22 protein-coding genes are annotated in these 23674 nt (G+C 61.1%); 7 read left to right on the forward strand and 15 right to left on the reverse strand.

The genetic code is table 11. From position 1 onward, the window contains the following. Positions 1 to 28: 28 nt before the first annotated feature. From GOQ28_RS13645 to surE, 4 genes are read right to left on the reverse strand one after another with little or no spacing between them, the layout of a single operon-like run. Positions 29 to 805: a 3'-5' exonuclease gene (locus tag GOQ28_RS13645; RefSeq protein WP_160356842.1), complete on the reverse strand. Its 777-nt coding sequence runs from the start codon at positions 803 to 805 to the stop codon at positions 29 to 31. Then, the gene (locus GOQ28_RS13650) at positions 802 to 1725 is read right to left on the reverse strand and encodes a peptidoglycan DD-metalloendopeptidase family protein (RefSeq protein WP_160356843.1); all 924 of its coding nucleotides are present in this window, start codon (positions 1723 to 1725) and stop codon (positions 802 to 804) included. The genes GOQ28_RS13645 and GOQ28_RS13650 overlap by 4 nt, the downstream gene beginning before the upstream one ends. 16 nt (positions 1726 to 1741) lie before the next feature. Next, complete coding sequence (locus GOQ28_RS13655) at positions 1742 to 2560, reverse strand: protein-L-isoaspartate(D-aspartate) O-methyltransferase (RefSeq protein ID WP_160356844.1); 819 nt, start codon at positions 2558 to 2560, stop codon at positions 1742 to 1744. Next, a complete protein-coding gene (surE, locus tag GOQ28_RS13660; RefSeq protein ID WP_160351553.1) occupies positions 2545 to 3303 on the reverse strand; it encodes a 5'/3'-nucleotidase SurE in 759 nt (252 codons plus the stop codon). Before surE ends, GOQ28_RS13655 begins: the two co-directional genes overlap by 16 nt. Positions 3304 to 3456: 153 nt before the next feature. Here surE and plsY point away from each other — a divergent pair, with 153 nt between their 5' ends. Further along, the gene (plsY, locus tag GOQ28_RS13665) at positions 3457 to 4095 is read left to right on the forward strand and encodes a glycerol-3-phosphate 1-O-acyltransferase PlsY (protein WP_160351552.1); all 639 of its coding nucleotides are present in this window, start codon (positions 3457 to 3459) and stop codon (positions 4093 to 4095) included. A gap of 16 nt (positions 4096 to 4111) precedes the next feature. On the opposite strand, the gene tsaD is transcribed toward plsY, so the two are convergent. Continuing rightward, on the reverse strand, positions 4112 to 5155 hold the full coding sequence (tsaD, locus tag GOQ28_RS13670; protein ID WP_160356845.1) for a tRNA (adenosine(37)-N6)-threonylcarbamoyltransferase complex transferase subunit TsaD: 1044 nt from the start codon (positions 5153 to 5155) through the stop codon (positions 4112 to 4114). Positions 5156 to 5229: 74 nt separating this feature from the next. Between tsaD and GOQ28_RS13675 the strand changes: the two genes are divergently transcribed. The 5 genes from GOQ28_RS13675 to GOQ28_RS13695 all read left to right on the forward strand — a co-directional run bounded on the left by GOQ28_RS13675 (position 5230) and on the right by GOQ28_RS13695 (position 13235). Then, positions 5230 to 6522 (forward strand): NCS2 family permease, encoded by a 1293-nt coding sequence (locus GOQ28_RS13675; RefSeq protein ID WP_160351550.1) that lies wholly within the window; start codon positions 5230 to 5232, stop codon positions 6520 to 6522. Positions 6523 to 6924: 402 nt separating this feature from the next. Then, positions 6925 to 8310 carry a magnesium transporter gene (gene mgtE / locus GOQ28_RS13680; RefSeq protein ID WP_160356846.1) on the forward strand — a complete coding sequence of 462 codons (1386 nt, stop codon included), beginning with the start codon at positions 6925 to 6927 and terminating at the stop codon, positions 8308 to 8310. A gap of 253 nt (positions 8311 to 8563) precedes the next feature. Continuing rightward, positions 8564 to 9571 carry an LLM class flavin-dependent oxidoreductase gene (locus GOQ28_RS13685; RefSeq protein ID WP_160356847.1) on the forward strand — a complete coding sequence of 336 codons (1008 nt, stop codon included), beginning with the start codon at positions 8564 to 8566 and terminating at the stop codon, positions 9569 to 9571. Positions 9572 to 9595: 24 nt separating this feature from the next. After that, positions 9596 to 9988 (forward strand): thioredoxin, encoded by a 393-nt coding sequence (trxA, locus tag GOQ28_RS13690; protein WP_160351547.1) that lies wholly within the window; start codon positions 9596 to 9598, stop codon positions 9986 to 9988. 928 nt (positions 9989 to 10916) lie between these two features. Next, complete coding sequence (locus GOQ28_RS13695) at positions 10917 to 13235, forward strand: autotransporter family protein (RefSeq protein ID WP_160356848.1); 2319 nt, start codon at positions 10917 to 10919, stop codon at positions 13233 to 13235. An 83-nt stretch (positions 13236 to 13318) separates the two neighbouring features. On the opposite strand, the gene GOQ28_RS13700 is transcribed toward GOQ28_RS13695, so the two are convergent. From GOQ28_RS13700 to GOQ28_RS13725, 6 genes are all read right to left on the reverse strand, one after another. Next, positions 13319 to 13903 carry an IMPACT family protein gene (locus GOQ28_RS13700; RefSeq protein ID WP_160356849.1) on the reverse strand — a complete coding sequence of 195 codons (585 nt, stop codon included), beginning with the start codon at positions 13901 to 13903 and terminating at the stop codon, positions 13319 to 13321. Positions 13904 to 14007: 104 nt separating this feature from the next. Next, on the reverse strand, positions 14008 to 14904 hold the full coding sequence (locus tag GOQ28_RS13705) for a PhnD/SsuA/transferrin family substrate-binding protein (protein ID WP_442862108.1): 897 nt from the start codon (positions 14902 to 14904) through the stop codon (positions 14008 to 14010). Between the two features lie 50 nt (positions 14905 to 14954). Beyond that, the gene (locus GOQ28_RS13710) at positions 14955 to 15728 is read right to left on the reverse strand and encodes an ABC transporter permease (RefSeq protein ID WP_160351543.1); all 774 of its coding nucleotides are present in this window, start codon (positions 15726 to 15728) and stop codon (positions 14955 to 14957) included. Beyond that, positions 15725 to 16723, reverse strand: a complete 999-nt coding sequence (locus GOQ28_RS13715; protein WP_160356851.1) for an ABC transporter substrate-binding protein — start codon at positions 16721 to 16723, stop codon at positions 15725 to 15727. Before GOQ28_RS13715 ends, GOQ28_RS13710 begins: the two co-directional genes overlap by 4 nt. Positions 16724 to 16847: 124 nt before the next feature. Then, positions 16848 to 17624 carry an ABC transporter ATP-binding protein gene (locus tag GOQ28_RS13720; RefSeq protein ID WP_160356852.1) on the reverse strand — a complete coding sequence of 259 codons (777 nt, stop codon included), beginning with the start codon at positions 17622 to 17624 and terminating at the stop codon, positions 16848 to 16850. A 225-nt stretch (positions 17625 to 17849) separates the two neighbouring features. Then, complete coding sequence (locus GOQ28_RS13725) at positions 17850 to 19454, reverse strand: ABC-F family ATPase (RefSeq protein ID WP_160351540.1); 1605 nt, start codon at positions 19452 to 19454, stop codon at positions 17850 to 17852. 241 nt (positions 19455 to 19695) lie between these two features. Here GOQ28_RS13725 and GOQ28_RS13730 point away from each other — a divergent pair, with 241 nt between their 5' ends. After that, positions 19696 to 20493, forward strand: coding sequence for an enoyl-CoA hydratase/isomerase family protein (locus GOQ28_RS13730; protein WP_160356853.1), 798 nt, complete (start codon positions 19696 to 19698; stop codon positions 20491 to 20493). A gap of 94 nt (positions 20494 to 20587) precedes the next feature. Here the strand turns inward: GOQ28_RS13730 and GOQ28_RS13735 are convergent, their stop codons facing one another. The 4 genes from GOQ28_RS13735 to GOQ28_RS13750 all read right to left on the reverse strand — a co-directional run bounded on the left by GOQ28_RS13735 (position 20588) and on the right by GOQ28_RS13750 (position 23668). Beyond that, positions 20588 to 21574: an LD-carboxypeptidase gene (locus GOQ28_RS13735; protein ID WP_160356854.1), complete on the reverse strand. Its 987-nt coding sequence runs from the start codon at positions 21572 to 21574 to the stop codon at positions 20588 to 20590. Beyond that, positions 21571 to 22020, reverse strand: a complete 450-nt coding sequence (tadA, locus tag GOQ28_RS13740) for a tRNA adenosine(34) deaminase TadA (RefSeq protein ID WP_160351761.1) — start codon at positions 22018 to 22020, stop codon at positions 21571 to 21573. Before tadA ends, GOQ28_RS13735 begins: the two co-directional genes overlap by 4 nt. A 37-nt stretch (positions 22021 to 22057) precedes the next feature. Beyond that, positions 22058 to 22906, reverse strand: a complete 849-nt coding sequence (locus GOQ28_RS13745; RefSeq protein ID WP_160351537.1) for an HAD family hydrolase — start codon at positions 22904 to 22906, stop codon at positions 22058 to 22060. Positions 22907 to 23077: 171 nt separating this feature from the next. Continuing rightward, positions 23078 to 23668: a hypothetical protein gene (locus GOQ28_RS13750; protein ID WP_202109513.1), complete on the reverse strand. Its 591-nt coding sequence runs from the start codon at positions 23666 to 23668 to the stop codon at positions 23078 to 23080. Positions 23669 to 23674 lie beyond the last annotated feature (6 nt).

Consider the following 23674-nt stretch of genomic DNA (forward strand, 5'->3'; position numbering starts at 1 on the left):
GCGAATATTTCAGTCGATTGCGTGCCGATCAGGCGTCCCAGGCGGTCATGTATTCCCGCCAATGCGCGGCGTCACTCGCAGATAAGGTCTCGCGAACCAGATCCACCTCGGCCTGGTAGGAGACAGCGTCCAATTCGCCGCGCAGCAAGCGAAACCGGCAATACACCAACCAGGTGTTGACGACATCGGTCTCGCAATACGCGCGGATTTCGTCCGCGCGCCCTTGCTGCCATGCGGGCCAGACTTGGCTACCGTCCATCCCCAGTTTGCCCGGGAAACCGCAGAGCTTGGCCAATTCGTCCAAGGGTGCATTGGCCCGCCCGTTGTACTTGGCCAGCAAATCCATCAGATCGATATGTCGATTGTGATAGCGGCTGATGTAGTTGTTGTATTTGAAGTCGCGGTCTTCGTCACCGAGATCCCAATATCGGGGCGCCGCGACACCATGAATCAGGCTGCGATAGTGCAACACGGGCAGATCAAAACCCGATCCATTCCAGCTGACCAGACGCGGTGTGTAGTGATCGATGATCTTGAAAAACTGGTGAATCAGCGTGGCTTCCGAATCGCCAGGCTGCCCCAAGGTTTTCACCCGAAAGCCTTTTTCATCCCGAAACACGCAACCGATGACGGCAATGCGCTGAAGATGCAGCGGCAGAAAATCATGTCCGACGGCCTCGCGGCGCGCTTGAAACGCGCGTTCCGCGACCTCGACATCGGGCACGTCCGCGCCCCAGCCGTTGAGCTTGCGCAGCCCATCGACATCGGGGAGCGTTTCCAGGTCAAAGACCAGCGTCGGTGTCATCGCGCAGGCAGATACTGCAGCGGGTCTACAGGCGTACCTTGGCGGCGGATCTCGAAATGCAGCCGTGGCGAGGTGGTGTCGCTTTGGCCGATCTCGGCGATCTTGGTGCCGCGCTTGACCGCTTCACCGGTTTTTACGAGCAAGGTCTGGTTATGCGCGTAGGCCGTGATAAAGCCGTTATCGTGATTCACGATGATCAGGTTGCCCAGGCCACGCACGCCATTGCCGCTATACATGACTTTGCCATCGGCGGCGGCGACGACCGGAGCGCCCAGCGCCCCACCGATATCGATACCTTTGTTCGCCGTGGTGAACGTCTGAATAATCGGGCCGTTGGCCGGCCAACCCCAGCTAATGAGATTGGCGTCGGCAGCGCGCGGCTTGGACGGTGTCGCGGGCGCCGGAATGGTCGCCGTGGGCGTCGTGGCGGTGTTGCCGGTCGGTGCGGTCGTGCCGCCAGCAGGAGGCGTCGTATCGGTCGCGGAGCCCGTGGACGGCGTAGTGGGCGGCACGACAGGCGATGGCGTGGCCGCCGGGCCCGATGTCGACGCGCCGGAGGTCGCGCCGGCGACGGTGCCGGTGCTGGCGCCGGGTCCCAGCCGGAGCACTTGTCCCACGTTCAGCTGATTGGCGTCACTGATGTTGTTCCATTGGCGCAAGTTCTGAATGCTCACGCCATGGTTACGTGCGATCTGAAAAAGCGTATCCCCAGGCTTGACGACATACGTACCGCCAGGAGCGGCCGTACCGCTGGTCGGCGGCTGCTTGGACAAATCCACCACCGGCGCGCGGCTGTTGGGCGTCGACGAGCAACCGGTGATCAGTGCCAGACCCAGGACACCGGACACCAACAAAACGCGTCGGGACGACGACATCCGGGGTATAGCAAACGTGGTCAGTGGCAACTGCCCGTTGAGCATGTAATTCTCCTGTCGCTCAAGTTTGAATGCCGGCTCGCAAAGGCACGAACCGTACTGCTTCTAATTCGGTGCGCTTCCAACTGGAAGCGCCGGTGCGCTCGATCAATACCAGACGCTGATGCGTGTCGCCCTCGGGCGCGATCAAGCGTCCGCCGGGTGCTAACTGCGCCAGCAGTGCTTGCGGAATCGCCAGCCCAGCGGCAGCCACAACGATAGCATCGAACGGCGCCAAACTCGGCAAGCCTACCATGCCATCGCCATGGATGAGCCGTACTCGGGTCGCCAGACGTAAGGCGCGCAGGTTCGTGCGCGCCATTTCGAACAAACCGCGGATACGCTCGATGGCATGCACTTCGCGGATGAGTTGAGCTAACACGGCAGCCTGATAGCCGCAGCCCGCGCCGACTTCGAGCACGCGCGCAGGCGTGCGGTCTTCGCACACGGCGGCAATCATACGGGCCACGACCCAGGGCTGCGAGATCGTCTGCGAATGCCCAATAGGCAGGGCCGCATCTTCATAAGCGCGACTTGCCAGTGCCTCGTCCACAAACAAATGGCGCGGCACCGCCGCCATCGCGTCCAGTACTCGCTCGTCGCTGATGCCCTGCGTGCGCAGCCGCTGCACCATAGCCTGCCGCAGACGATCCGAACTCAAGCCTGGATTCGCGGCGGGGTTAGCCGGCATGCTGGTTGGCGCCGGCCGCGTGAGGACCGCGGGCGAAATGCGGGTATTGCTATTGGTGGGCGTAAAGCCTGCGACGGACGTCACGCCGCCCGAGGTTCGGCGGCGGTCCGGCGCAGGCACGGACCCAAAGGGATTTACGGGTTTGCGCATAATGGATCCGCCCATTCGCGCAATTCATCCAGCTGGCTGTGCTGCGTCAAATCGAGACGCAACGGCGTAAGCGAGACTTTGCGCTGCGAGATGGCATGAAAGTCCGTGCCCGGCGAAGCGTCCGCGGCCAGCCCCACCGGCCCGATCCAATACACCGTGTCGCCATAGGGCGTGGTGGAGCGTACAACCGGCTCGGAAGGATGACGCTTACCCAGGCGTGTCACTTGCCACCCATCGATCTGCTCATAGGGCAGACAAGGGATATTGACGTTCAGCAAGACCGGGGGAGCCAGGGGCTGCGCGATCTGGCGTTCGACGACCTGCCGGGCGATACGCGCGGCGGCATCGATATGTTCCCAGCCCTTTTCGACCAGGGAAAACGCAATCGCGGGGATTCCAAACAAGTAAGCTTCGGCAGCCGCGGCCACCGTGCCGGAATACAGCGTGTCGTCGCCCATATTGGCACCATTATTGATGCCAGACACGACCAAGTCGGGGCGGGATTCCATCAAGCCGGTGAGCGCCACGTGGACGCAGTCGGAGGGCGTGCCATTCACGCACACAAAGCCGTTCGCGGCGGTTCTCACCGTCAGCGGCCGGTTCAGAGTCAACGAGTTCGACGCCCCACTATGATTCGTTTCTGGGGCCACGACGGTGATGTCGCCCAGCCCTTGCAGGGCTTCTACCAGCGCTTCGAGGCCTGGAGCAGTGTAGCCATCGTCGTTCGACACCAGTATTCGCATTGGGCACCCAGAATTAACACAGCAAGGAAAACGCGGTCGATTGTACCGCCGATGATCCGAAATCCCGCGCCCCATGGATAACCCGGGACGCGTCCAGACGCCGCGCGCGGTAGAATCCGCAGCCACGACACTCTATGCAACGGATGCTCTCTCATGGTGCACACTGCCCCTTCCACCCTGCTCTGCGCCGCGTTGATTGGCCTGGCCTACCTGATCGGTTCGATTCCGTTCGCCGTGGTGGTAAGCAAAGTCATGGGACTGCAGGACCCCCGCAAGTACGGCTCGGGCAATCCGGGCGCGACCAATGTATTGCGCTCTGGCAACAAGGCAGCGGCGGCATTGACGTTAATCGGTGATGCGGCAAAGGGCTGGTTTGCGCTCTGGCTGGCGCAAACGCTCGCGCCGGGACTGTCGTGGACGGTGTACGCGCTGGTGGCCCTGGCCGTTTTCCTGGGGCACCTGTACCCGATCTTTTTAGGCTTTAAGGGGGGCAAGGGCGTCGCGACAGCGCTGGGTGTGCTGCTGGCGGTGCACCCGATGCTGGCATTGGCCACGGCGGCCACCTGGATCATCGTCGCGGTGTTCAGCCGCTATTCTTCGCTCGCGGCCCTGGTGGCGGCATTCTTTGCGCCGGTCTACTACGTGTTCGGCTCAGGCGTAGCCTGGTATGCGCAGGCGCCCGTAGGCGCTGCGTTGGTTCTGATTACCGTGTTGCTGTTCTATCGTCACCGCGCCAACATTGGCCGCTTGATGTCAGGCACGGAAAGCCGGATCGGGTCTAAAAAGAAATAAGCACCGTGGCGATCCGTCAGGATGGCACGCAGACGTCGGCCAGATCCCAGCGTGGGCGCACGGTAAACGCATGAACACCGGTTTTCAGATCCACCAGGCCCGCCTTGACGCGCTCGGCAGCGGCGAAGGCAATCATCGCACCATTGTCGGTGCATAAGGCCAATGGCGGGAAATACGCCTTGCCCCGCAACGGACGCAAGGCATCGGCCAACTGCGCACGCAACAGCTGATTGGCGCCCACGCCACCGGCCACGACCAGACGCTTGAGCCCCGTTCTGCGCAATGCCTTGATCGCCTTCGCGACCAGCACGTCAACGATCGCGGCTTGCGTCGCGGCAGCCAAATCGGCGCGGGTTTGATCGTCGAGCGACTGCCCTGCCCGTTCGGCTTCCTTGACCTTGGTCAGCACAGCGGTTTTCAGGCCGCTAAAGCTGAAATCCAGATCTCCGCTATGCAGCATGGGGCGCGGCAAGGTAAACCGCCGCACATCGCCTTGCTCGGCCATGCGAGACAACGCTGGGCCGCCGGGGTATCCCAGACCCAACAGCTTGGCCGATTTATCGAAGGCCTCGCCCGCCGCGTCGTCGAGCGTCTCGCCCAATAATTCGTAGCGGCCCACGCCATCGACGCGCATGAGCTGGGTATGCCCACCCGAAACCAGGAGCGCGACGAACGGGAACTCCGGCCGCGGCGTGTCCAGCAAGGGAGAGAGCAAATGCCCCTCCAGGTGATGAACCGGAATCGCTGGCAGTCCGCGCGACCACGCGAAAGCCTGGGCGACGCTCGCACCAACCAGCAGAGCGCCAGCCAAGCCCGGCCCTGCCGTATAGGCCACCGCGTCGATATCGTCGAGGGTCAGGCCGGCTTCTTCCAACACCTGGCGCGCCAATGGCACGGCGCGCCGTATGTGGTCCCGCGATGCGAGCTCGGGCACCACGCCCCCATACTCCTGGTGCATGGCGATTTGCGAATGCAGGGCGTGCGAAAGCAGTCCGCGCTCGGTGCATACGGCTGCAACCCCCGTTTCATCGCACGAGCTTTCAAAACCTAGAATGATCATGGTCGCGAGTTTACATCTGGTGCGAAAATGTCGGATTGTTGATCCTACAAAAACCTTAACCGGGAACCCCTGCCATGCTGGAGAAGCTATTCAACCTGCGCGAACACGGTACGAATGCGCGTACCGAGATCGTCGCTGGCCTGACGACGTTCTTGACGATGTCGTACATCATCTTCGTCAACCCCAATATTCTGTCCTCTACCGGGATGGATCGCGATGCGGTTTTCGTCGCGACGTGTCTGGCGGCGGCGCTGGGTTCGTTCATCATGGCCTTCGTGGCGAACTGGCCCATCGGCATGGCGCCCGGCATGGGGTTAAACGCGTTCTTCGCGTTCACCGTCGTTCAGACCATGGGGTATACATGGCAGCAGGCGCTGGGCGCGGTATTTATCTCCGGCGTGATCTTCCTTGTGCTGACGATGACCGGTATCCGCGCATGGCTGATCAAGGGGATTCCGCATTCATTACGTAGCGCGATCGCTGCCGGCATCGGCCTGTTCCTGGCCATCATCGCACTGTCCTCGGCCAAAATCGTGGTGCCGCATCCAGCGACGATGGTGACGCTGGGCGACCTGCGCGAGCCCGCGCCGCTCTTCGCCATCCTCGGGTTTTTCATTATCGCGGTGCTGGACGCTTTGCGCGTGCGTGGGGCGATTTTGATCGGCATCATCGCCGTTACCGTGCTGTCGATGCTGACGGGTCACAATTCCTTCCACGGCATTATTTCGCCCCCGCCGACCTTGGCGCCGACGTTCATGCAAATGGACATCGTGGGCGCGCTGCACACGGGTTTCGTGCATGTGATTCTGGTGTTTGTCCTGGTGGAGGTGTTCGATGCGACGGGGACCTTGATGGGTGTGGCCAAGCGCGCCGGACTTGTGCAGGAAAATCGCCCTAGCCGCCTGGGACGTGCGCTTTTCGCCGACAGCACGGCGATTGTGGCTGGCTCGATGTTGGGTACGAGCAGCACCACGGCGTATGTTGAAAGCGCCTCGGGCGTGCAGGCTGGCGGCCGTACCGGCATGACGGCCTTGGTGGTCGGTGTCCTCTTTCTTGCCGCTCTGTTTATTTCGCCCCTGGCGGGCTCGGTGCCGGCTTATGCGACTGCGCCTGCCCTGCTGTATGTCGCGGGCCTGATGATGCGCGAACTGATCGACATTAATTGGGACGACGTGTCCGAGGCGACGCCGGCCGCGCTGACCACGCTGGTCATGCCGTTTACGTACTCGATCGCCAATGGCCTGGCGTTCGGCTTTATCAGCTACGTGGTGCTCAAGACCTTCACGGGCAAGTTCCGCATGATTCACGCGGCGACCTGGCTGGTGGCCGCGCTCTTCGTCATCCGTTACGCGTTTTTCCCGGGTTAACGGCTCCTGGGCTGGGGCGCCCGCGACGCAATGTCGTGACGCCTCCCAGCCTCCGCCATGGAGGCTCGCCGTAGCTCTGAGCGCGCTTCGCCTCCATTGGCTTTCCTCGTCTTCCTCAGCGCATGGGTCATAACGCCCCTCTTCCGCGCCGCGTTTTTCTTCCCCCACCCCCTCCATGATCGCTCACCGCTTCGAAAGCGGGCGTGGTGGGTTGTACCTTTTCAAAAATTTCGGGTTAACCCTTAGAATTTCGGGAACTTTTCCTTTTTGCGTCCGGTCAACGGTAGGTCCGCAATCACGGCACCCAGACGTTGAAGCCGCGTCTCGCTTGGCCACGCAGGACAACCCTCGTACTTGCCCCTGCGTTTGCATGCGCATCATCACAGAAAAGGAGAAGAAAAAATGAACCGCGAAAAACTGCTGATGACCCTAAAGACTCTGGCCCAGTCTCTCGACGCGACGGCGCTGGTCGATACCATTCGGCACACTCACCCCACGGATCTGGTCGAAGCGCTGGACGTGCTCCCCAACGAGGAAATCGTCGAACTGCTGATGAAGCTGCCCGCGCAAGATCGCGCCGAGCTGTTTTCGCATTTCCCAGATCACCGCCAGGATGTCCTGCTGCGCGCGATGCCCCGGGATTCGATCGTGCAGCTCTTCGAGCAGATGCCATCGGATGATCGCGCCGACCTATTTAACCGCCTGAGCGAAGAAGCCAAGCAGAAACTCCTGCCGGCGCTGGCAAAGGTCGAACGCGACGACATTCTCAAGCTGGCGTCCTATCACGAAGGCACGGTGGGCTCGGTCACCAACTCGGACTATGTATACGTATCGCCAGACATGAGCGTGGCCGAAGCGCTCGCGCATGTGCGCGCCACTGCCCCGAATAAAGAGACGATTTACGTCATCTACGTGGTCGACAGCGAGCAACGCCTATGCGGTACCGTGTCGCTGCGCGAATTAGTGCTGGCCGACGAAAAAGCCCTGATCAGCGCAACGATGCGCGCCGAGCCGGTGTTCGCCCGTGCCGAATGGCCACGCGAGCAGGCCGCGGAGATGATCCGCGACTATGACCTGTTGGCATTGCCCGTCATCAACGGCGGCGAAAGGATGATCGGTATCGTCACTGTGGACGATGCGATGGATATTGAACGCGAACAGGATGCCACGCAGCTCGCGCGCTTTGGCGGCACGTCGTCGCTAGGCGGTCCAGACCTGGACATGATCGCGTCGCCCTTCAAGCAAATGTTCAAGGTGCGTGTGTTCTGGCTGGCGATCCTGACGATCTTTGGCATCATCACCAGTACCTTTGTGGCGGCGCAAGAGGAGATACTCTCGGAGGTCATCGTGCTTGCGGCTTTTATCGCCCCCATCATCGACATGGGCGGGAACACCGGAAGCCAGTCTGCCGCCCTGGTGATACGCGCCATGGCGCTGGGCGACTTGAAACTGCGCTGGCGCGACGTGTGGTTCGTCATCAAGCGTGAGCTGCCCGTGACGGTGATGCTGGGCGTGTCCATCGCGATTCTCGAGGCAGTGCTGGCGTACTTTTCCAAAGGTGTCGGGATGGATGTGTTGCTGGTGGTGGGCCTGTCCATGTTCACGTGTACGGCTGTCGGCGGCGTGATCGGGGCGCTCTTGCCCTTTATCGCGCGCCGTATCGGCACTGACCCCGCGACGCTGTCTTCGCCGCTGATCACATCCATCATGGATTTGCTCGGCATGTTCATCTATTTCGGGTTCGCGTACGCGCTGCTTGGGGATCTGCTCAAGCCCGCGATGGGTTAAGGCAAGCCGTCAGGGCGATGGCCGCGACGACGGCGCCGCATCCGTCCCGGCCCTCGCCTTATGGCGATGGACAAAGTGCATGAACCGCAGCGGGCACGACGCTTGCGCGCCCATCGCCATTGATTCCGACTATCAACCTGATCGACGACACGGTTGCTCGCGCCCCCTTTTGATTTCGCCTATACACTTGGGCTATGGCGATCTATTTGTAGATCGCTTCCTTTTTAGCGCAGTGTTTTCCGGAGACCGCTGTATGAGTGAACTGGCCCGCGTGCCGTTTTCCGTTCTGGATCTTGCCCCGATTGTTCAAGGGGGCGACGCCGCTGGTGCGTTTCGCAATACGGTGGATCTGGCCCAACATGTCGAGGGTTGGGGCTATAACCGGTTCTGGTTAGCGGAACACCACAACATCACTGGCATTGCCAGTAGCGCCACGGCGGTGCTGATAGGCCAAGTCGCCGCGCACACCAAAACGCTGCGCGTGGGTTCTGGCGGGGTGATGCTGCCTAACCATGCGCCGTTAATTATTGCCGAACAGTTCGGCACGCTGGAAAGTCTGTTCCCCGGTCGTATCGATCTCGGTCTGGGACGCGCACCGGGCAGCGACGGCGCCACCCAGCGCGCGCTGGGCCGTGGCCCGCGCAGCGGCTATGATTTCCCGGAATTATTGGCCGAGCTGCGCGCATTCCTTGCTCCCGCGCGCCCGGAGCAAGCCGTTCGGGCGATCCCCGGCGCGGGGCTGGATATTCCAATCTGGTTGCTGGGATCGAGCGATTTCAGCGCTCGCCTCGCGGCAGAGCTGGGCCTGCCCTTCTCTTTTGCAGGGCATTTCTCGCCGGAGGGCATGGAAGCCATGCGCCTGTACCGGCACCTGTTCAAGCCTTCGGCCACGTTGTCGCGGCCGTATGCCATGATAGGCGTACCGATTATCGCGGCCGATACTGACGAACGGGCTCGCATGCTGGCGACGACCCAGCAAATGAAATTTCTATCGTTGATACGCGGCAACCGCCTGCCCCTGCAGCCGCCCGTCGAAAGCATGGACGGTCTGTGGAACGAATGGGAGCGGCAGGCTGTGCACCAAAAACTGGCCGCGTCCATCGTCGGCGGTCCGGAGACCGTCAAACAGGGGCTGGAAACCTTAATTGCGCGTACTCAGGCTGACGAGGTCATGATCGTGTCCGATTTTTATCGGCATGAAGACCGTTTGCGCTCTTACGAAATACTGGCCTCACTGAAAACAGGTAGCGTCGCTTCCTGAAACCCTACTGTAAAGGATACCGATATGAGCAATATCGTCGAACTCACCCAAGCCACGTTCCAGGAATCGATCAAGGCCGACAACACCGTCATCATCGATTTTTGGGCACCCTGGTGCGGCCCCTGCAAGGGCTTCGCTCCCGTGTTCGAGCAAGTCGCAGCCGAGCATCCGGATGTGACGTTTGCCAAGGTCAACACCGACGTCGAGCAGGAGCTGGCCGGCGCGTTGGGCATTCGTTCCATTCCCACCATCATGGTGTTCCGCGAACAAGTGCTGCTCTTTTCCCAACCGGGCGCGCTGTCGGCTGGCCAGCTGTCCGAGCTGATGGAAAAGGTAAAAGGCCTGGATATGGAAAAGGTTCACCAGGAAATCGCCGCCGCGCAAGGCGCTGGCAATGGCGGCGCCGAGGCACAGTAAGCCCGGCGAGACCGTGACGCGCTGAGTGTTACGGCAGTCTGGAGTCGCATCGATCCCCGCTGCATGAGCACTAAGGTGCTTTGATGTAGCGGGGATTTTGTTTGCCTCGCCGAATCGGACGTAACGACCCTGTTTTACAGGAACGCTCTCCTCTCCCCCGGTACTTACCAGGCACTGGATGCGAGGAGCAAACATGCACCATAAGACTCACACCGCTTGCGCGCGACGTGGCGCGAGAACGGTCGACCGCAGAGGCGCGGGCCGTCGCGCGCCATTGACAATATCCGTCTTGATCAGCGCGCTTGCGCCTCTTTCGTTCCCGCCGAACGCAATGGGCGGGAATCCCGAAAAAGAGGAAGAAATCGAACAGCTATCCAAGCCTGCTGACTCTCCTGCGGCTCATACCTCGTCCGCACCGCTGCACTGGCGCTTGCGTGAAGTACGCGGAGGCCTGAATAGAGACTGGGGCCTCCTCGATCCTGAGCCAGAAGGCGAGACAACACCCTCTCCCCGGGGTAACTTGACGTCCGATCCACTTCCCGAGGCAAAGCGGCAACGCCATGCGGGACGAAGCTTGCCTTCATTGTCGGACGTAGCGGAAAGGCGGGACGATGCCCAGCCGCTGCCGCGTTACTTGAGTGTTCAGCAACCAGCCGCTGATGATCCCGCGCTCAACGCGATAGCGCACGACCACGGACTTTTCTCTACGCTGCAAAGCCTCATCGCTACGCCTTCCACATCTGGGTCCTCACCATCGGAACCCGATACAGCCGATGCGGCGCACGTGTCTCCGCAAACTCCCCCCGCGGCTCGGCCTCACCAGGTCTCTACACCGTCAAGCACCCATACCACTAAAACGCACGGGCAGCTGCCGAAGACATTTGACGCGCTGATTCGTGAGGCGGAGCGTAGCACACGCCACCTTGCCATGCCTTACTCCCCGGCCGCCTTGCCGAATACTACGAATGACGAACAGAGAATCGACGCACACGTGAAGTACGCGATGGCGCGAGAGCACCACATGTTTGCCAAGCTGGGCCAACTCTTAAGCCCCCCGCCGCAACCTCCGACCTTGACACAGGAGCAGTTGGCCTACCAAGCAAAGCGCCGAGCAGAACTGCAGGAGCGAATAGACCGGATACTCGCGTCTAATAACATACTCGACCCCGACGCCTCGCCGCCCGACGCCGAAGCGTCAATACGTGCGACGGTCGCTGCCCAACGCCCCACCATTGAAGTCACAACCTCTGCCTCCGGACCCGATGACGCTGGACCCGGGCCGGCGCTGACGGGCGCGGGCCCATTCGGACCCAACCGTGGCGCCGACGGCCCGGATGACGACGCTGACGATGCCGGTGTTGCCGATAACTCTCCACTCCCGGCACAAGCCCCGCCCTATGTCGAACCCAGCATGGTCAACGATCAGCAAACTCACGCCATGGACTCTGTCGATAACGGCGCGGGAGGCGCGGCCGGCGCCTTGAATGGCCGGATACTGGGAAGCCTGGGTGCGTTGGCAGCAGCGCATGGTAATCAAGAGCGATGGCTCGTTTATGGCGCGGCCTTGACCACGGCTTATGTGGTGGCAACCGAAACGTCCATGGGCGGTTATATCGCCCAAGGCGCCTCGGACGCCTGGTCCAGAGCCCGGGGCTTATGGGACAGTCCGTTGGCACCCTCCGTAAATTCACCGGCGACCGGGGGAATCAAGGACACGACGCCGCAGGATACGCCATCCGCCGCCGAATCGGACGGGGCACCGCAGAGCATCGAACCGTTGGAGTCGCAAGCGCAGGCCCAAGATAATGCGCCCGACCCTTCAATGTCACCCAGTACCCATATCAGGCTTGCGGAATCCAGGCATCTGTCCCAGTTCCTTGATCAGGGCAATGACACTTGTCCCGCTGGCCCATCGGACGCGCCATCGCCGAATGCTTCGCAGAATCCATCCCCGCCGTCCCCGCCATCCATGCCGCCGGGGCACGACGACATAAGTCCTTCGGAAGACGATGGCAGTCTGCCCGAGGACGGCTCCGAGGCTGGCTCAGAGCCGGATCCGGATGCTGGTGCAGGCACGACATCGGATCAGGCTGGCCAACCCAATCAGCAGGCGTACCCTCATGTCACAGAAAACCTGAAGCCGTCTGAAAACGAAGAGGACCCGGATACGTCCAAAGACCTTGCCGAGCAAAGCGAACCAGTCCCCCCAAGCGAAGAAACCGAACAAACCGCGCAATACGAGGCCGAGCCAACCCACGCGTCGTTGCTGGCCAATGAGCCGCCGGTCGCTTCGCGGCCCGTTGTCGTCTACCCGCAGGCCGGGACGTATGTTTCCAACGCCTGGGCCGCGAACACCATGTTCCAAATGACGTTGCTCGGCCGCTCTGAAGCCGCACGTGTGGGCAGCTTGGGCGGGCAATCGAACGGCGCGTGGGCGATGTATGCGGGCTCACGTGGGCGTCTTCGAGACGATTCCGGCAAGTTGGCGACCCAAGGCGACAAAAAGTCGGTGTTAATGGGGTTTGATCTGATGACGCGCAACACGCCGGGCGGCCAGTTCAAGGCGGGTTTATTCGGTGGGTACGGTCATTATTACGGTCTGACGCGCTCAAGCGATGTCGCATACACCAGTCGGGGACGTGTAGACGGTCACGGTGTGGGTGCATATGCAGCCTACGTCAATAATCCTGCGTCCCATCACGGACTGTATCTGGACAATTGGGTCCTGTGGAACCGGTTCGACAATCGGGTGCGCGGTGGCGACGCGATCTCGGATCGCTATCATTCGAAAGGATTCACCGCCTCGACCGAGCTAGGCTGGCGGATCAAGCTGGCAGAGCGCAACAACGTGAGCTTTATGCTGCAGCCCCGTGCGCAATTGATTTATCAAAACGTGCGCGCGCCGGGGACGCACGGCACAGACGGCACCCCCGTAGAGATCGACAATGACTCGCGCTGGCAAACCCTGATCGCCGTTCGTGCCGCCGCACGAGTCCATACTGGATATGCGATCGCCGTGACCCCTCACGTCGAGGCGAGCTTTTGGCACACCACCAAAGGCTACCGGGTGCGTATGGAAGACGCAACGACTCAGATGAACAGCGGCCGCAATATCGCTCAGTTAAAGCTCGGCGTCCAAGGTCAACTCACACGCAACTTGTCGGTGGACCTCGGGGCGTTCCATATGATCGGTCAGCGCGGGTTCAAGGAAACCGGCGGAAATATCGTTGCGACGTATCGATACTGACCGATGGCACACTGCAGTGTAAGCGCAAGAATGATGTCCGGATGGCAGGGGTAGATGCGCCGCTGAAGCTCCTGCCAAACACCCTAACTCACGTCCCAGGGTGAGCGGCCGCGCGTGATATCCGCCACCGTGCGCTCAAGGGATTTCAACGCCGCGCACGGTACACGTAACTGCAAACATGCTCCGTCCCCGTCGAATGTCTCGGCTTCGACGGACGCTCCAGCTTGCTGAATACGCGACTTGAGGAGGGGCAACTCGCTATACGCGCATCGGCATATTACCTGCCTCGTCTCGATAATGGGCATACGTGGGCCCAGACGCAGACACTGAGCGGCGCAGCCGCCATAGGCGCGGACCAAGCCGCCCGCGCCGAGCTTGACCCCACCAAACCAACGCACCACCAGGACCGCCACGCGATCCAGATCCTGGCCCTCAATGGCCTGTAGTATTGGCCTGCCCGCAGTCCCGCCGGGCTCGCCATCGTCATTGAAGCGATACAGCTGGCCGATACGATAAGCCCAGCAATTGTGAGTCGCCGTGGGATCACTATGCCGGGCGAAAAACGCCATGGCTTCCTCGATAGTCGCCACGGGGGCCGCATAGGCTGCAAAGCGGCTTTTCTTGATCTCTTCTTCGTAGGCGCACGGGGCGCTCAATGTGTCGCTCATGGCCGTGATTGTAGGCGAGCGCGGTAATTGGTGTCTGTGTATCGCCTCGCGCTGGCATCATCGGCTGCACTCACTTGGCCGCATTGTCGTGCCCTACGCGCGTTTTAACCGCCGTGGCAGTCGGGGACTTCTTGATCCAGATAAACGTCGAACGCGACATCGCGCGCCCATTGATCGATCATGGCCGGCACCACTTTGGCCCGACGCCATTGCTGCATGGCAGAGTCCAGCCATGCCTGGGTAGCCGAGTTTTCCGCTAAGAGCCACACGCGTTCGCTATGCGCGCCTTCGGGTGCCAAGGTGGAAGAAAATTTCTTCCATTCGGGGAATTCCATCAAAGGCTGCCAGGTTACGTCGTCGATCACGCCGACGTCGCAATCGCCTTCGCGCACCGCCACCAGTGCGTCCGAGGGCACGCGGTAGGTGCGTACCTCCGCTCCCCATTGTCGAGCCAGCGCCTGCGCCTGAAACGCCGCCGTGGACATGCAAACAGTCTTGCCTTGAACATCGCGCCAATGGCGCAGCGTGGTGTCGCTGCGGATCACTGCCTTGGGACGCGCGCGATAACCGGTAGCGACTGCCACCGTCCCCGGAACCGCTGCGGTTAACACCTGCTCATGAACCAAGGCATTTGCCGGCGGTGCGGCCAACCGATCGGCAAGCACGAGATCAACGCGTCCGCTGGCGAGCGCCGCGGCGCGGCCTGTCGGATCAACCTGCACCAACTTCACCGGCAGATTCAACTGCTGTCCAAGCCGCCGTGCCATGGCCTCGTCGAGGCGTTCGGGCGACCGAATCTTGGCTCCTGCACCGGGCTCGGGAGGCAAATACGGGATTCCCACAATGAGCTCACCACGCGCTTGCGCTTGCGCAAAAACGCCAGTCGGCGCGCCGCTGTCCTGCGCTGCGGGCGCAGCGTTGACCGACATGCCGGCAGACAGCGCAACACATAGCGCAATGCGTAGAACGGCGAGCCAGGACTGGGGGAACATAGCAATCATGAACGCAAGGTTAGCGGCAAGCAACGCACCACGCGCCGCTCGCCTGGGACTCACACGTATTGATAACGCAATAACCGATGCTTGAGATTCTCTAGAATCAGTTGATCGATCAGCGCAGCCAGGATAGCGATGACCAGAATATTCGCCATGACCCCGGTCATATCCGCGATCTCGCCCGAATAGGCGAGCGAGCGACCAAGGCCTTTGCCAAACCCGATCAACATCTCCGCCGAAATCAAAGCACGCCACGCGTTGCCAAAGGCCAGCTGCGCGCCGGTGATGAGTTCGGGCATGACGGCCGGCAGATAAACGCGTTTGATCAAGCCCCAACGCGTGGCGCCCATCACCCGCGCCGCCGACACATGCACCCGCTGCACCGATTCCGTCGCGTTCATGACGCTCAGCGCTGCCGGGAAAAACGCCGAGAGCGCAACGACCACGATGATGGGCGTACTACCAAAGCCCATCAGGATCAGAAACAACGGCACCCAGGCGATCGACGGAATCGACTGCAGAATCACGATCGCGCTGCGCAACACTTCTCGGAAGAAGGTCAACACCGCCGCGACCAGGCCAAATCCCACACCGGCCAGCAATGCAAGGCCATACCCTGCGCCCAGCCGGCTCAGCGTACCGAATAGCGCCTGGTGAAACGAGGTCTCGCCAATCTCGCTATACAAGCGTTCTAAAACTGCCGGCACGCCCGGCATAAGAAAGTCTGGCAATACCCAGGCTGCCGTCTGCCACAACAACAGGATGAACACCACGCCAAGCACACCGGCGAGGTGCTTGCGCATCCCTGTAACACGCGTTGAGTTACTCAAAGTTGACGCGCCTCTTGCCAGGACAAATCAATGATGCCGGAAACATCGTATGGCTTACCATCGCGCGTCTTGAGCGAGCCTTGCGCTTGCAAGATGTCGGCGATTTCCTGCATGCGCGCCGCGTCTTTGTCGGTCAGCTTGGCGGTGAAGACCTGCGTCTTGATGGCGTCGGTAATGACTTGCTCGCGCGGCATCTCGCCATGCTTTAAGGTCTTGAGCGTCGGTTCCGCGATGAAGTAGGAGGCGATGAGCTTGGAGGCCTTCTCGGGATCGTTCTTGAGCAGATCGATGGCCTCTTTTTGTGCGTCCAGGGCGGCCCAGACATCATTCTTGCGCTTTTCCAGCACTTCGCCGGAGGTGATCACCACCATGCAGGGGAACGGCCAGGACTGACCCACCTCGTAGATCTGTTTAACCGGCGAGACCAGCTGAGCGATGCGATCGTACGGCTCAAACAGGAAAGCGGCGTCCGCACGCTTGCCCACCAGCGACTGCACCGCCACGGCCGGGCTCACGCCCATGATGTTGACATCCGACGGCTGCAGGTTGCCTTCCTTGAGCACGACGCCCTTGAGCACCACATCGGCCGTGCTGCCCTCTTGCTGCGAGGCCAGCACCTTGCCTTTCAGATCGGCGATCGAGTTGATACCCGAGTCATCGCGCACGACGAGCGAGTGATAGCCCTGCTGCGCGCCGCCCACGACTTTCAGGTCCGCGCCCTTGGATGCCCAGGCCACCGCGTTGGTAAAGCCAAGCACGCCGATGTCGGCCTGACCGCCAACGATAGCCTTGATCAGGTCGGTGCCCGACTTGAATTCGATCAGCTCGGTGTCCAGGCCGGCATTCTTGTAGTAATCGCCTTCCTGCGCGACGATGGCCTGCGCGTCGTCCATCACGCGCAGATAACCGACGCGGAATTTCTCCGCGGCCATGGCCGGCGCCGCGGCGATAAGCGCCGCTGCGAGCGGCAAAGACAGCCATTGCTTCAGTTTCATGAAAGGCTCCTAGATTCGTTTTATATGAGTGATAGCGTTCGGTGTCGGGCGCGCGACGCTGCGGGTGAGAATGCTTTCGCAACCGCGACCGACGGTCTTCGGATTCAGGTGTAACGGCCCGATTTCAGGGCTGGCCCGTCACTTCAGTGGTGTCTTGGTCCGTGTGGGTTGCCACATTGATGCCCAACAAGCTCAGAATCTCGCGTTTTTCGGCCGCCAGATCTGACAGATCGTGAGACTTGCGCCTGTGCGTCAGGTTGAACTCGCGTAGCACCCGTGCCGGGCGAGCGCTAAAGACGACGATCCGGTCGGCGAGGAACAATGCCTCGTCCACATCGTGCGTCACCAGCAGCACGGTCGGCCGTTCCTGCTTGATTAGCTGCAGCAAGACATCTTGCAGGCTGAGCCGGGTCAGCGCGTCCAGCGCGCCGAAGGGTTCATCCATCAACATCGTCTGGGGCTGCGCAATGAAGGCACGCGCCAGCGCGGCGCGTTGGCGCATGCCACCCGATACCTGCTGCGGAAAATAGTTTTCGAATCCCGCGAGACCCACGCGCGCCAGCCAAGCTACGGCTTTCTCGCGCGCCTGCGCCTTGGGAACGTTCTGAAATTCCAGGGCCAGCGATACGTTATCGCGTAAGGTCAACCATGGGTACAGCGCATGTTCCTGGAAAACCAGCGTGCGGCTGGGATGAGGCCCCTTCACCGGCTGACCATCGGCGAGGACGCGACCCTGTGTCGGAAACTCCAGGCCAGCGGCCATGTGCAATAGTGTCGATTTCCCGCAACCCGAGGGGCCTACCAGCGCGACCAGCTCGCCTGTGTCGAATTCGCTCGAAAACCCGTCCACCACGTTCAGGGCACCGAAAGTCTTGTGGACGTTTTCAAAGGTCAGCTTCATGATAGAGCGCGCAATCAGGCATGGGATTCAGGACAGAATCCAATCTACCAACGCTCTTTATAATCACCAACTATTATTTAATAATTCCAACATAACTTTTAGAGATATAAAACGTGCGCTGGAAAATAAAACAGGCGACTGGGTTGCCCCGGTCGCCTGTCTGCGCGCCTGGCGGGCCACCCCGCAGGGTGACCGCGCTGTGTGGTCGTTGTGCGCTATCTACTATTAGCCCTCAATGCCGCGCGAAGCCAGATAGTCCTCATACCCACCGCGATAGTCAACCACCTCGCCGCCTGGCAGCACCTCGAGCACGCGCGTGGCCAGACCCGAAACGAATTCGCGGTCGTGCGACACGAAAATCAGCGTGCCCTGGTATTTTTCAAGCGCAAACTGCAGCGACTCGATCGATTCCATGTCCAAGTGGTTGGTCGGTTCGTCCAGCAGCAGTACGTTGTGCCGACCCAGCATCAAGCGACCGAAGGTCATGCGGTTTTTCTCGCCGCCCGACAGCACCTTCGGCGCCTTGGGCAGATCGTCCGCCGAGAACAGCAGGCGACCCAACACGGAACGAATCGATTGATCGTCGTCGCCCGGCTGACGATAGTTGCTCATCCAGTCGAACAGATTCACGTCGGTCTGCTGGAACTGATCGGAGACGTCCTGGGCCATGTAGCCCATATCGGCATTGTCCGACCATTTCAGGCTGCCGGAATCCGGCGCCAGGTCGCCCGCCAACATGCGCAACAGCGTCGTCTTACCCACACCGTTCGCCCCGATGATGGCGATCTTCTCGCCCGCATCGATCATGGCCGAGAAATCGCGAATGACCGGCGCATCGTAGGACTTGGACAACTTCTCCGCCGTCATGGCCAGACGGTGCATGACCTTGTTCTGCTCGAAGCGGATAAAAGGGTTCTGGCGCGAGGAAGGCTTGACCACGACTTGCTCGGCCTTGATGCGATCGATCTGCTTCAGACGCGACGTTGCCTGACGCGACTTGGATTTGTTCGCGGCAAAACGGCGCACAAAGTCCTGCAATTCGGCCACGCGTTCCTTGGCCTTGGCGTTATTGGCCACCAGACGCTCGCGGGCCTGCGTGGAGGCCAGCATGTAATCATCATAGTTGCCCGGATAAATACGGATCTCGCCGTAGTCCAGGTCAGCCATGTGGGTACACACCTCGTTCAAGAAGTGTCGATCGTGGCTGATGATGATCATCGTGCTCTGATAACCGTTGAGCACGGTCTCCAGCCAGCGGATGGTGTTGATGTCGAGGTTGTTCGTCGGTTCGTCCAGCAACAGCACATCGGGGTTCGAGAACAGGGCCTGCGCCAGCAGCACGCGCAGTTTCCAACCCGGCGCGATTTCGCGCATGGGCAGCTGGTGCTGATCCACGGCGAATTCCAGGCCCAGCAGCAGTTCGCCAGCACGGGCTTCAGCGGTATAACCGTCGTACTCGGCGAATTTCGCCTCGAGTTCGGCGGCGCGCATGTAGTCGTCTTCGGTGGCTTCGGGGTTCGCGTAGATCGCGTCGCGCTCGGTCATCGCGGCCCACATTTCGGTGTGGCCCATCATGACCACGTCCAGCACGCGGTAGTCCTCGAACGCAAATTGGTCCTGACGCAACTTACCCAGGCGCACGCCGGGCTCGAGCGATACATTCCCGGCGGAGGCTTCGAGGTCGCCGCCGATGATTTTCATGAAGGTCGATTTGCCCGAGCCGTTGGCCCCGATCAAACCATAGCGGTTGCCCTCTCCAAACTTGACGCTGACGTTTTCGAATAGAGGTTTGGGACCGAACTGGATAGTGAGATTGGCGGTAGATATCACGGCGATGTATAGGCAGGGATCGCCCGCGAGAAGCGCGGGGCTAAACCGGATAGTGTACCAAGACCGGGCGCGACTGGCAGAGACGGTGTGCGCGAGCCGCGTGGACGGGTGTTTTCCTGCTATATATGAACACCGTGATCGTCGGCCGCGTCTGCGCGGGAACGCCAATTTCGGACGCTCCTGCTTGTCGGGCGTAGCGCCGCATCATGATCTTGCCCTGTAGACCTAAAGGAAGCCCCGCATGCTGCAAACCCTGGAAGTCGGTTATGGATCGCAAACTGCCGTGGTCTGGCTGTCTCGTCCCGACGTGCGCAATGCCCTCGACGCGCGCTTGATCGATGAGTTGATGGAAACGTTCACAACATTAGCGGCCGATGACAACGTGCGCGCTATCGTGCTGGCCGGGCGTGGCAAGGTCTTTTGCGCAGGGGCCGACCTGACCGCCATGCGCGCCAGCGCCCAAGCCAGCGAAGCGCAAAACCAAACCGATGCGATGCGTCTGGCCACCCTGCTCCATACGATCTATACCTGCCCCAAACCCACCATCGCGCGCCTGCATGGCGCCTGCATGGCGGGTGGCCTGGGGTTGGCGACTGCGTGCGACGTGGCTATCGCGAGCCGCGACACCCGATTCGCGCTGACGGAAACGCGACTAGGCCTGATTCCCTCGATGATTTCGCCGTATGTATTGCGCGCGATCGGGCCGCGTGAGGCGAGCAGATGGTTCTTGACTGCCGAAGTCTTCGACGCTGCCCAAGCATTGCGCATGGGTCTGATCCACGATGTGTGCGAGGTGGAGGATCTCGACACGCATATCAACGGCATCCTGGAAAATGTGCTGCTGGGATCTCCCAATGCATTGCGTGAATCCAAGCGCTTGATTCACGAGGTCGCCGGGCAGCCGATAGATGCCGCGCTGCTCGCCGACACCGCGCGGCGGCTCGCTCAACTACGAGCCAGCGCGGATGGCAAGGAAGGTGTCGCGGCCTTCTTGGAAAAAAGAAAGCCTGCTTGGGTAGCGACCCCGACCGCCGAATAACAGCTGCGGATGCCCGGCCTTGCCCTCGCGCACCAAAATGGTCACGGCAAAGCCGCCAGACCCTCTCCCGCAAGACAGGCCCAGGCTCACTTCATTAATGCTCGTGCTCGTCAATCACGAGGTGCACCATGCCAGCCTCGGTCGCGATGCCAACCTTCTTGCCGATGGGTAGCGTCGCCTTGCTACGGATATGCCCATACGGCAATCCGGTTATGACCGGCACTTTCACCACGCTGCGCAACCATTTGATCACGGCGGGCATGTCGTAGCCGGCGTCATGCGGGGCGAGCCGGTATTCGGTGAAATGGCCGAACACGATGGCCTTCTGCTTTTGCAAAATCCCGGCCTGCCACAGCTGGGCCAGCATACGCTCCACACGGTAAGGATGTTCGGCCACGTCTTCCAGGAACAGAATCCCACCACGAATCTTGGGCATATAGGGCGTGCCCAGCAGCGACATCATCGTCGCCAGATTGCCGCCCCACAGCACACCGCGCGCATCCACCGGATCCGCATCCGAGGTTTCAAAGCTCAGGATCTCCAGTTCGCCGCGCATCAGTTCGCAGAACAATGCGGCGGTGAGGTCATCGACTTTTTTGCCGCCGAAGTCGGCGACCGCGGTGGGACCGGAATAGCTGACCGCGCCGGTTTGCGCCAACAGCGCCAGATTGAATGCCGTGAAGTCGCTCAGGCCGACAAAGCGCTTGCCGCTATCGGCCACCGCGCGCCAGTCAATCAGCGGCAAGAGGCGGCTTAAGCCATAGCCGCCGCGCGTCGCCATGACGATGGGGTATTTCTGCTTCAATGCGCGTTCGATGCCCGCGAGGCGTTGCTTTTCGGTCCCCGCGAATCGCTGGTTCACGGCGAGCGCGGCACGGTCGACCTTGGTCTTGAAGCCTTCCTGTTCCAACCGTTCGCATGCCAGCGCGACAGTGGCCGGGTCGCGTACCGCTGACGAAGGCGAGATCAAATAAATGCCCCCGGCCGCTGGCCGCGCATGGTGATGGTGATGCTCGTGGTCGCACCCCTCGGCGCAATCATGGCCCGCGTGACCGTGCGCGGCTTGGGTGGATTTTTTCATTTAATGGTTTCCTTTTGACGACGCTCACGGAAAAACCTGCGCAGCACATCGCCGCAAGGTTCCGCCAGAACGCCACCGGTGACTGTCGTGTGGTGATTTAACTGCGCCAGCGCGCCGACATTGAGCACGCTGCCACAGGCGCCTGTCTTGGGATCACTGGCGCCGTAGACCACACGGGCCAGACGCGCATGCAGCATCGCACCGATGCACATGACACAAGGCTCGAGCGTCACGTACAGCGTGATTCCAGGAAGACGATAATTTTCCAGATGTTTGGCGGCCGCGCGCAGTGCGACGATTTCTGCGTGGGCGGTGGGATCGCTGTCGATGATGGTGCGATTGCATCCGGCGCCCAACACCTGACCTTGCGCATCGACGACCACCGCGCCCACGGGGACTTCGCCCAGCCGCCACGCGGCTTCGGCCTGCTCTAGCGCCAGGGACATGAAATAGGTGTCGGGGGGCACGCTGGTCAACAGTTCGTCAACCACGATACACCCGCGATTTCAACGCCACGCGCGCGGCGAGACTGGTCACGGCCTCTTCCAGCCATTGATAGAGTTCGGCATCTTCTCCATAGCGTGCCTGATTCAAATTCGACACCCGGCCTTCTTCGATGAACCCCCACGCGCGGCTGCGTTTGTCACGATGCTTTGGGTCCCACACACCAAACGCATAGCCACCGGCACGCCGGATGAGGGAAAAACAAGGAATATCGGTATAGCCATCGCCCACGAAGATCATCTGATCGAACGGGACGCGCAGTTTGTCCTCGGGCACCTTGCGATTGACTTCGAAAGGCTTATTGCGAAACTCGCGCCCGATGATGCCTTTTTGAATATGGAAGAGATAACGGGTCTTGTCGGTGAAGCTCACGAGGCGCCGGGGAAACGCGATGCCGCCATCGTCGCCATACACGAACTCGGATGCCCAGATCTCGGTGAATTCGTGGGCGATTGGCGTGGAACGCACGACATCGCCAATGCCGCTGGAAATCAGATAGAACTCCAGGCGCACCTGAGGATGCTCGGCATTGACCGCGGCACGCAGGCGTTGGAACAACGTTGCCACCCCGTCGTGTAGCGGAAGGGTTGCGCCCCATTGCTGCAACCGTTGCTGCGTGATCAGGCCATGTTCGCCGCCACGAGAGAGCTGAATCATCTCGTGTAGATATGCGGGAACCGGGTCCCAGTCTTCGTGTGCCAGCAGGGGCTCGACCTTATCCTTCCAGAAGGCCGCCGTGTCCACCCCGATGCTGGTCAAAAAGCCGGAGGTGCTGTCAGGCGCCAGCGTATCGTCGAAATCGAATATGAGGGCGATGACGTCGGACATGGAATGACAAAAAGTCGGGAACAGGCGACATTTTGCCTGATCCCGACTGCGGCGTCTTTCGGTTAACGCTGGGGCTGGTCCCAGATGACCCAAATCCGGCCCCGGGTGAGCCCCCTGCGCCGAGCCGTTCACAGCCCGTGAACGGCTCGCGCTAGGCGCTTGCCGACTTTATCAACGCACTGGCACGGGGGCCGCGGGCGCCGGCATGGTTGACGACGGCGCAGGCGTCACGGGAGAGACCGGCGTGCCGGGCGTGACGGCGGGTGCCACCGGCGCCACCGGAGGCGTCATTGGTGCAGCGGGCGTCGCAGCGCCCGGCACCGTTCCCGGTGTGGTGGTCGCGCCCGGCGTCCCCGGCGGGACCTGGATGACGGTCTCGCGCAACACGCCGCCGCCTTCGACGCTACCACTAACTTGGGAAGGTTGCTGCATCTGAATCATGCAATCTTCGCGCTGCGCTTGAGGCAGCTTGTTGCAGCGATCCATGGCGTTATTGCCATAATTGCCCGCTTGGCCGTCATCCAGACGTTGGCGACGGGCTTCGTCCCGCGCGGCGCCAGCCTCTTGCAGGCATACGTCGCGACTTTGATGCGTTTGGCCGTTGTTGCAGCGCTGGACATCGCGCTCGTACTGTGCCTGGATATCGGCCGGCGTTTTGGTTTGGGCAGCGCTGACCGCAGAAACAGCTCCCAAGCCTGCGCAGGCGCTCAACGCGGCGAATGCCAGCGTGCAATACCGGTTTTGCATACGTCGTAGGTTCATATTCCG

Source organism: Bordetella sp. 02P26C-1 (assembly GCF_009763255.1).
GTDB lineage: Bacteria > Pseudomonadota > Gammaproteobacteria > Burkholderiales > Burkholderiaceae_B > Bordetella_A.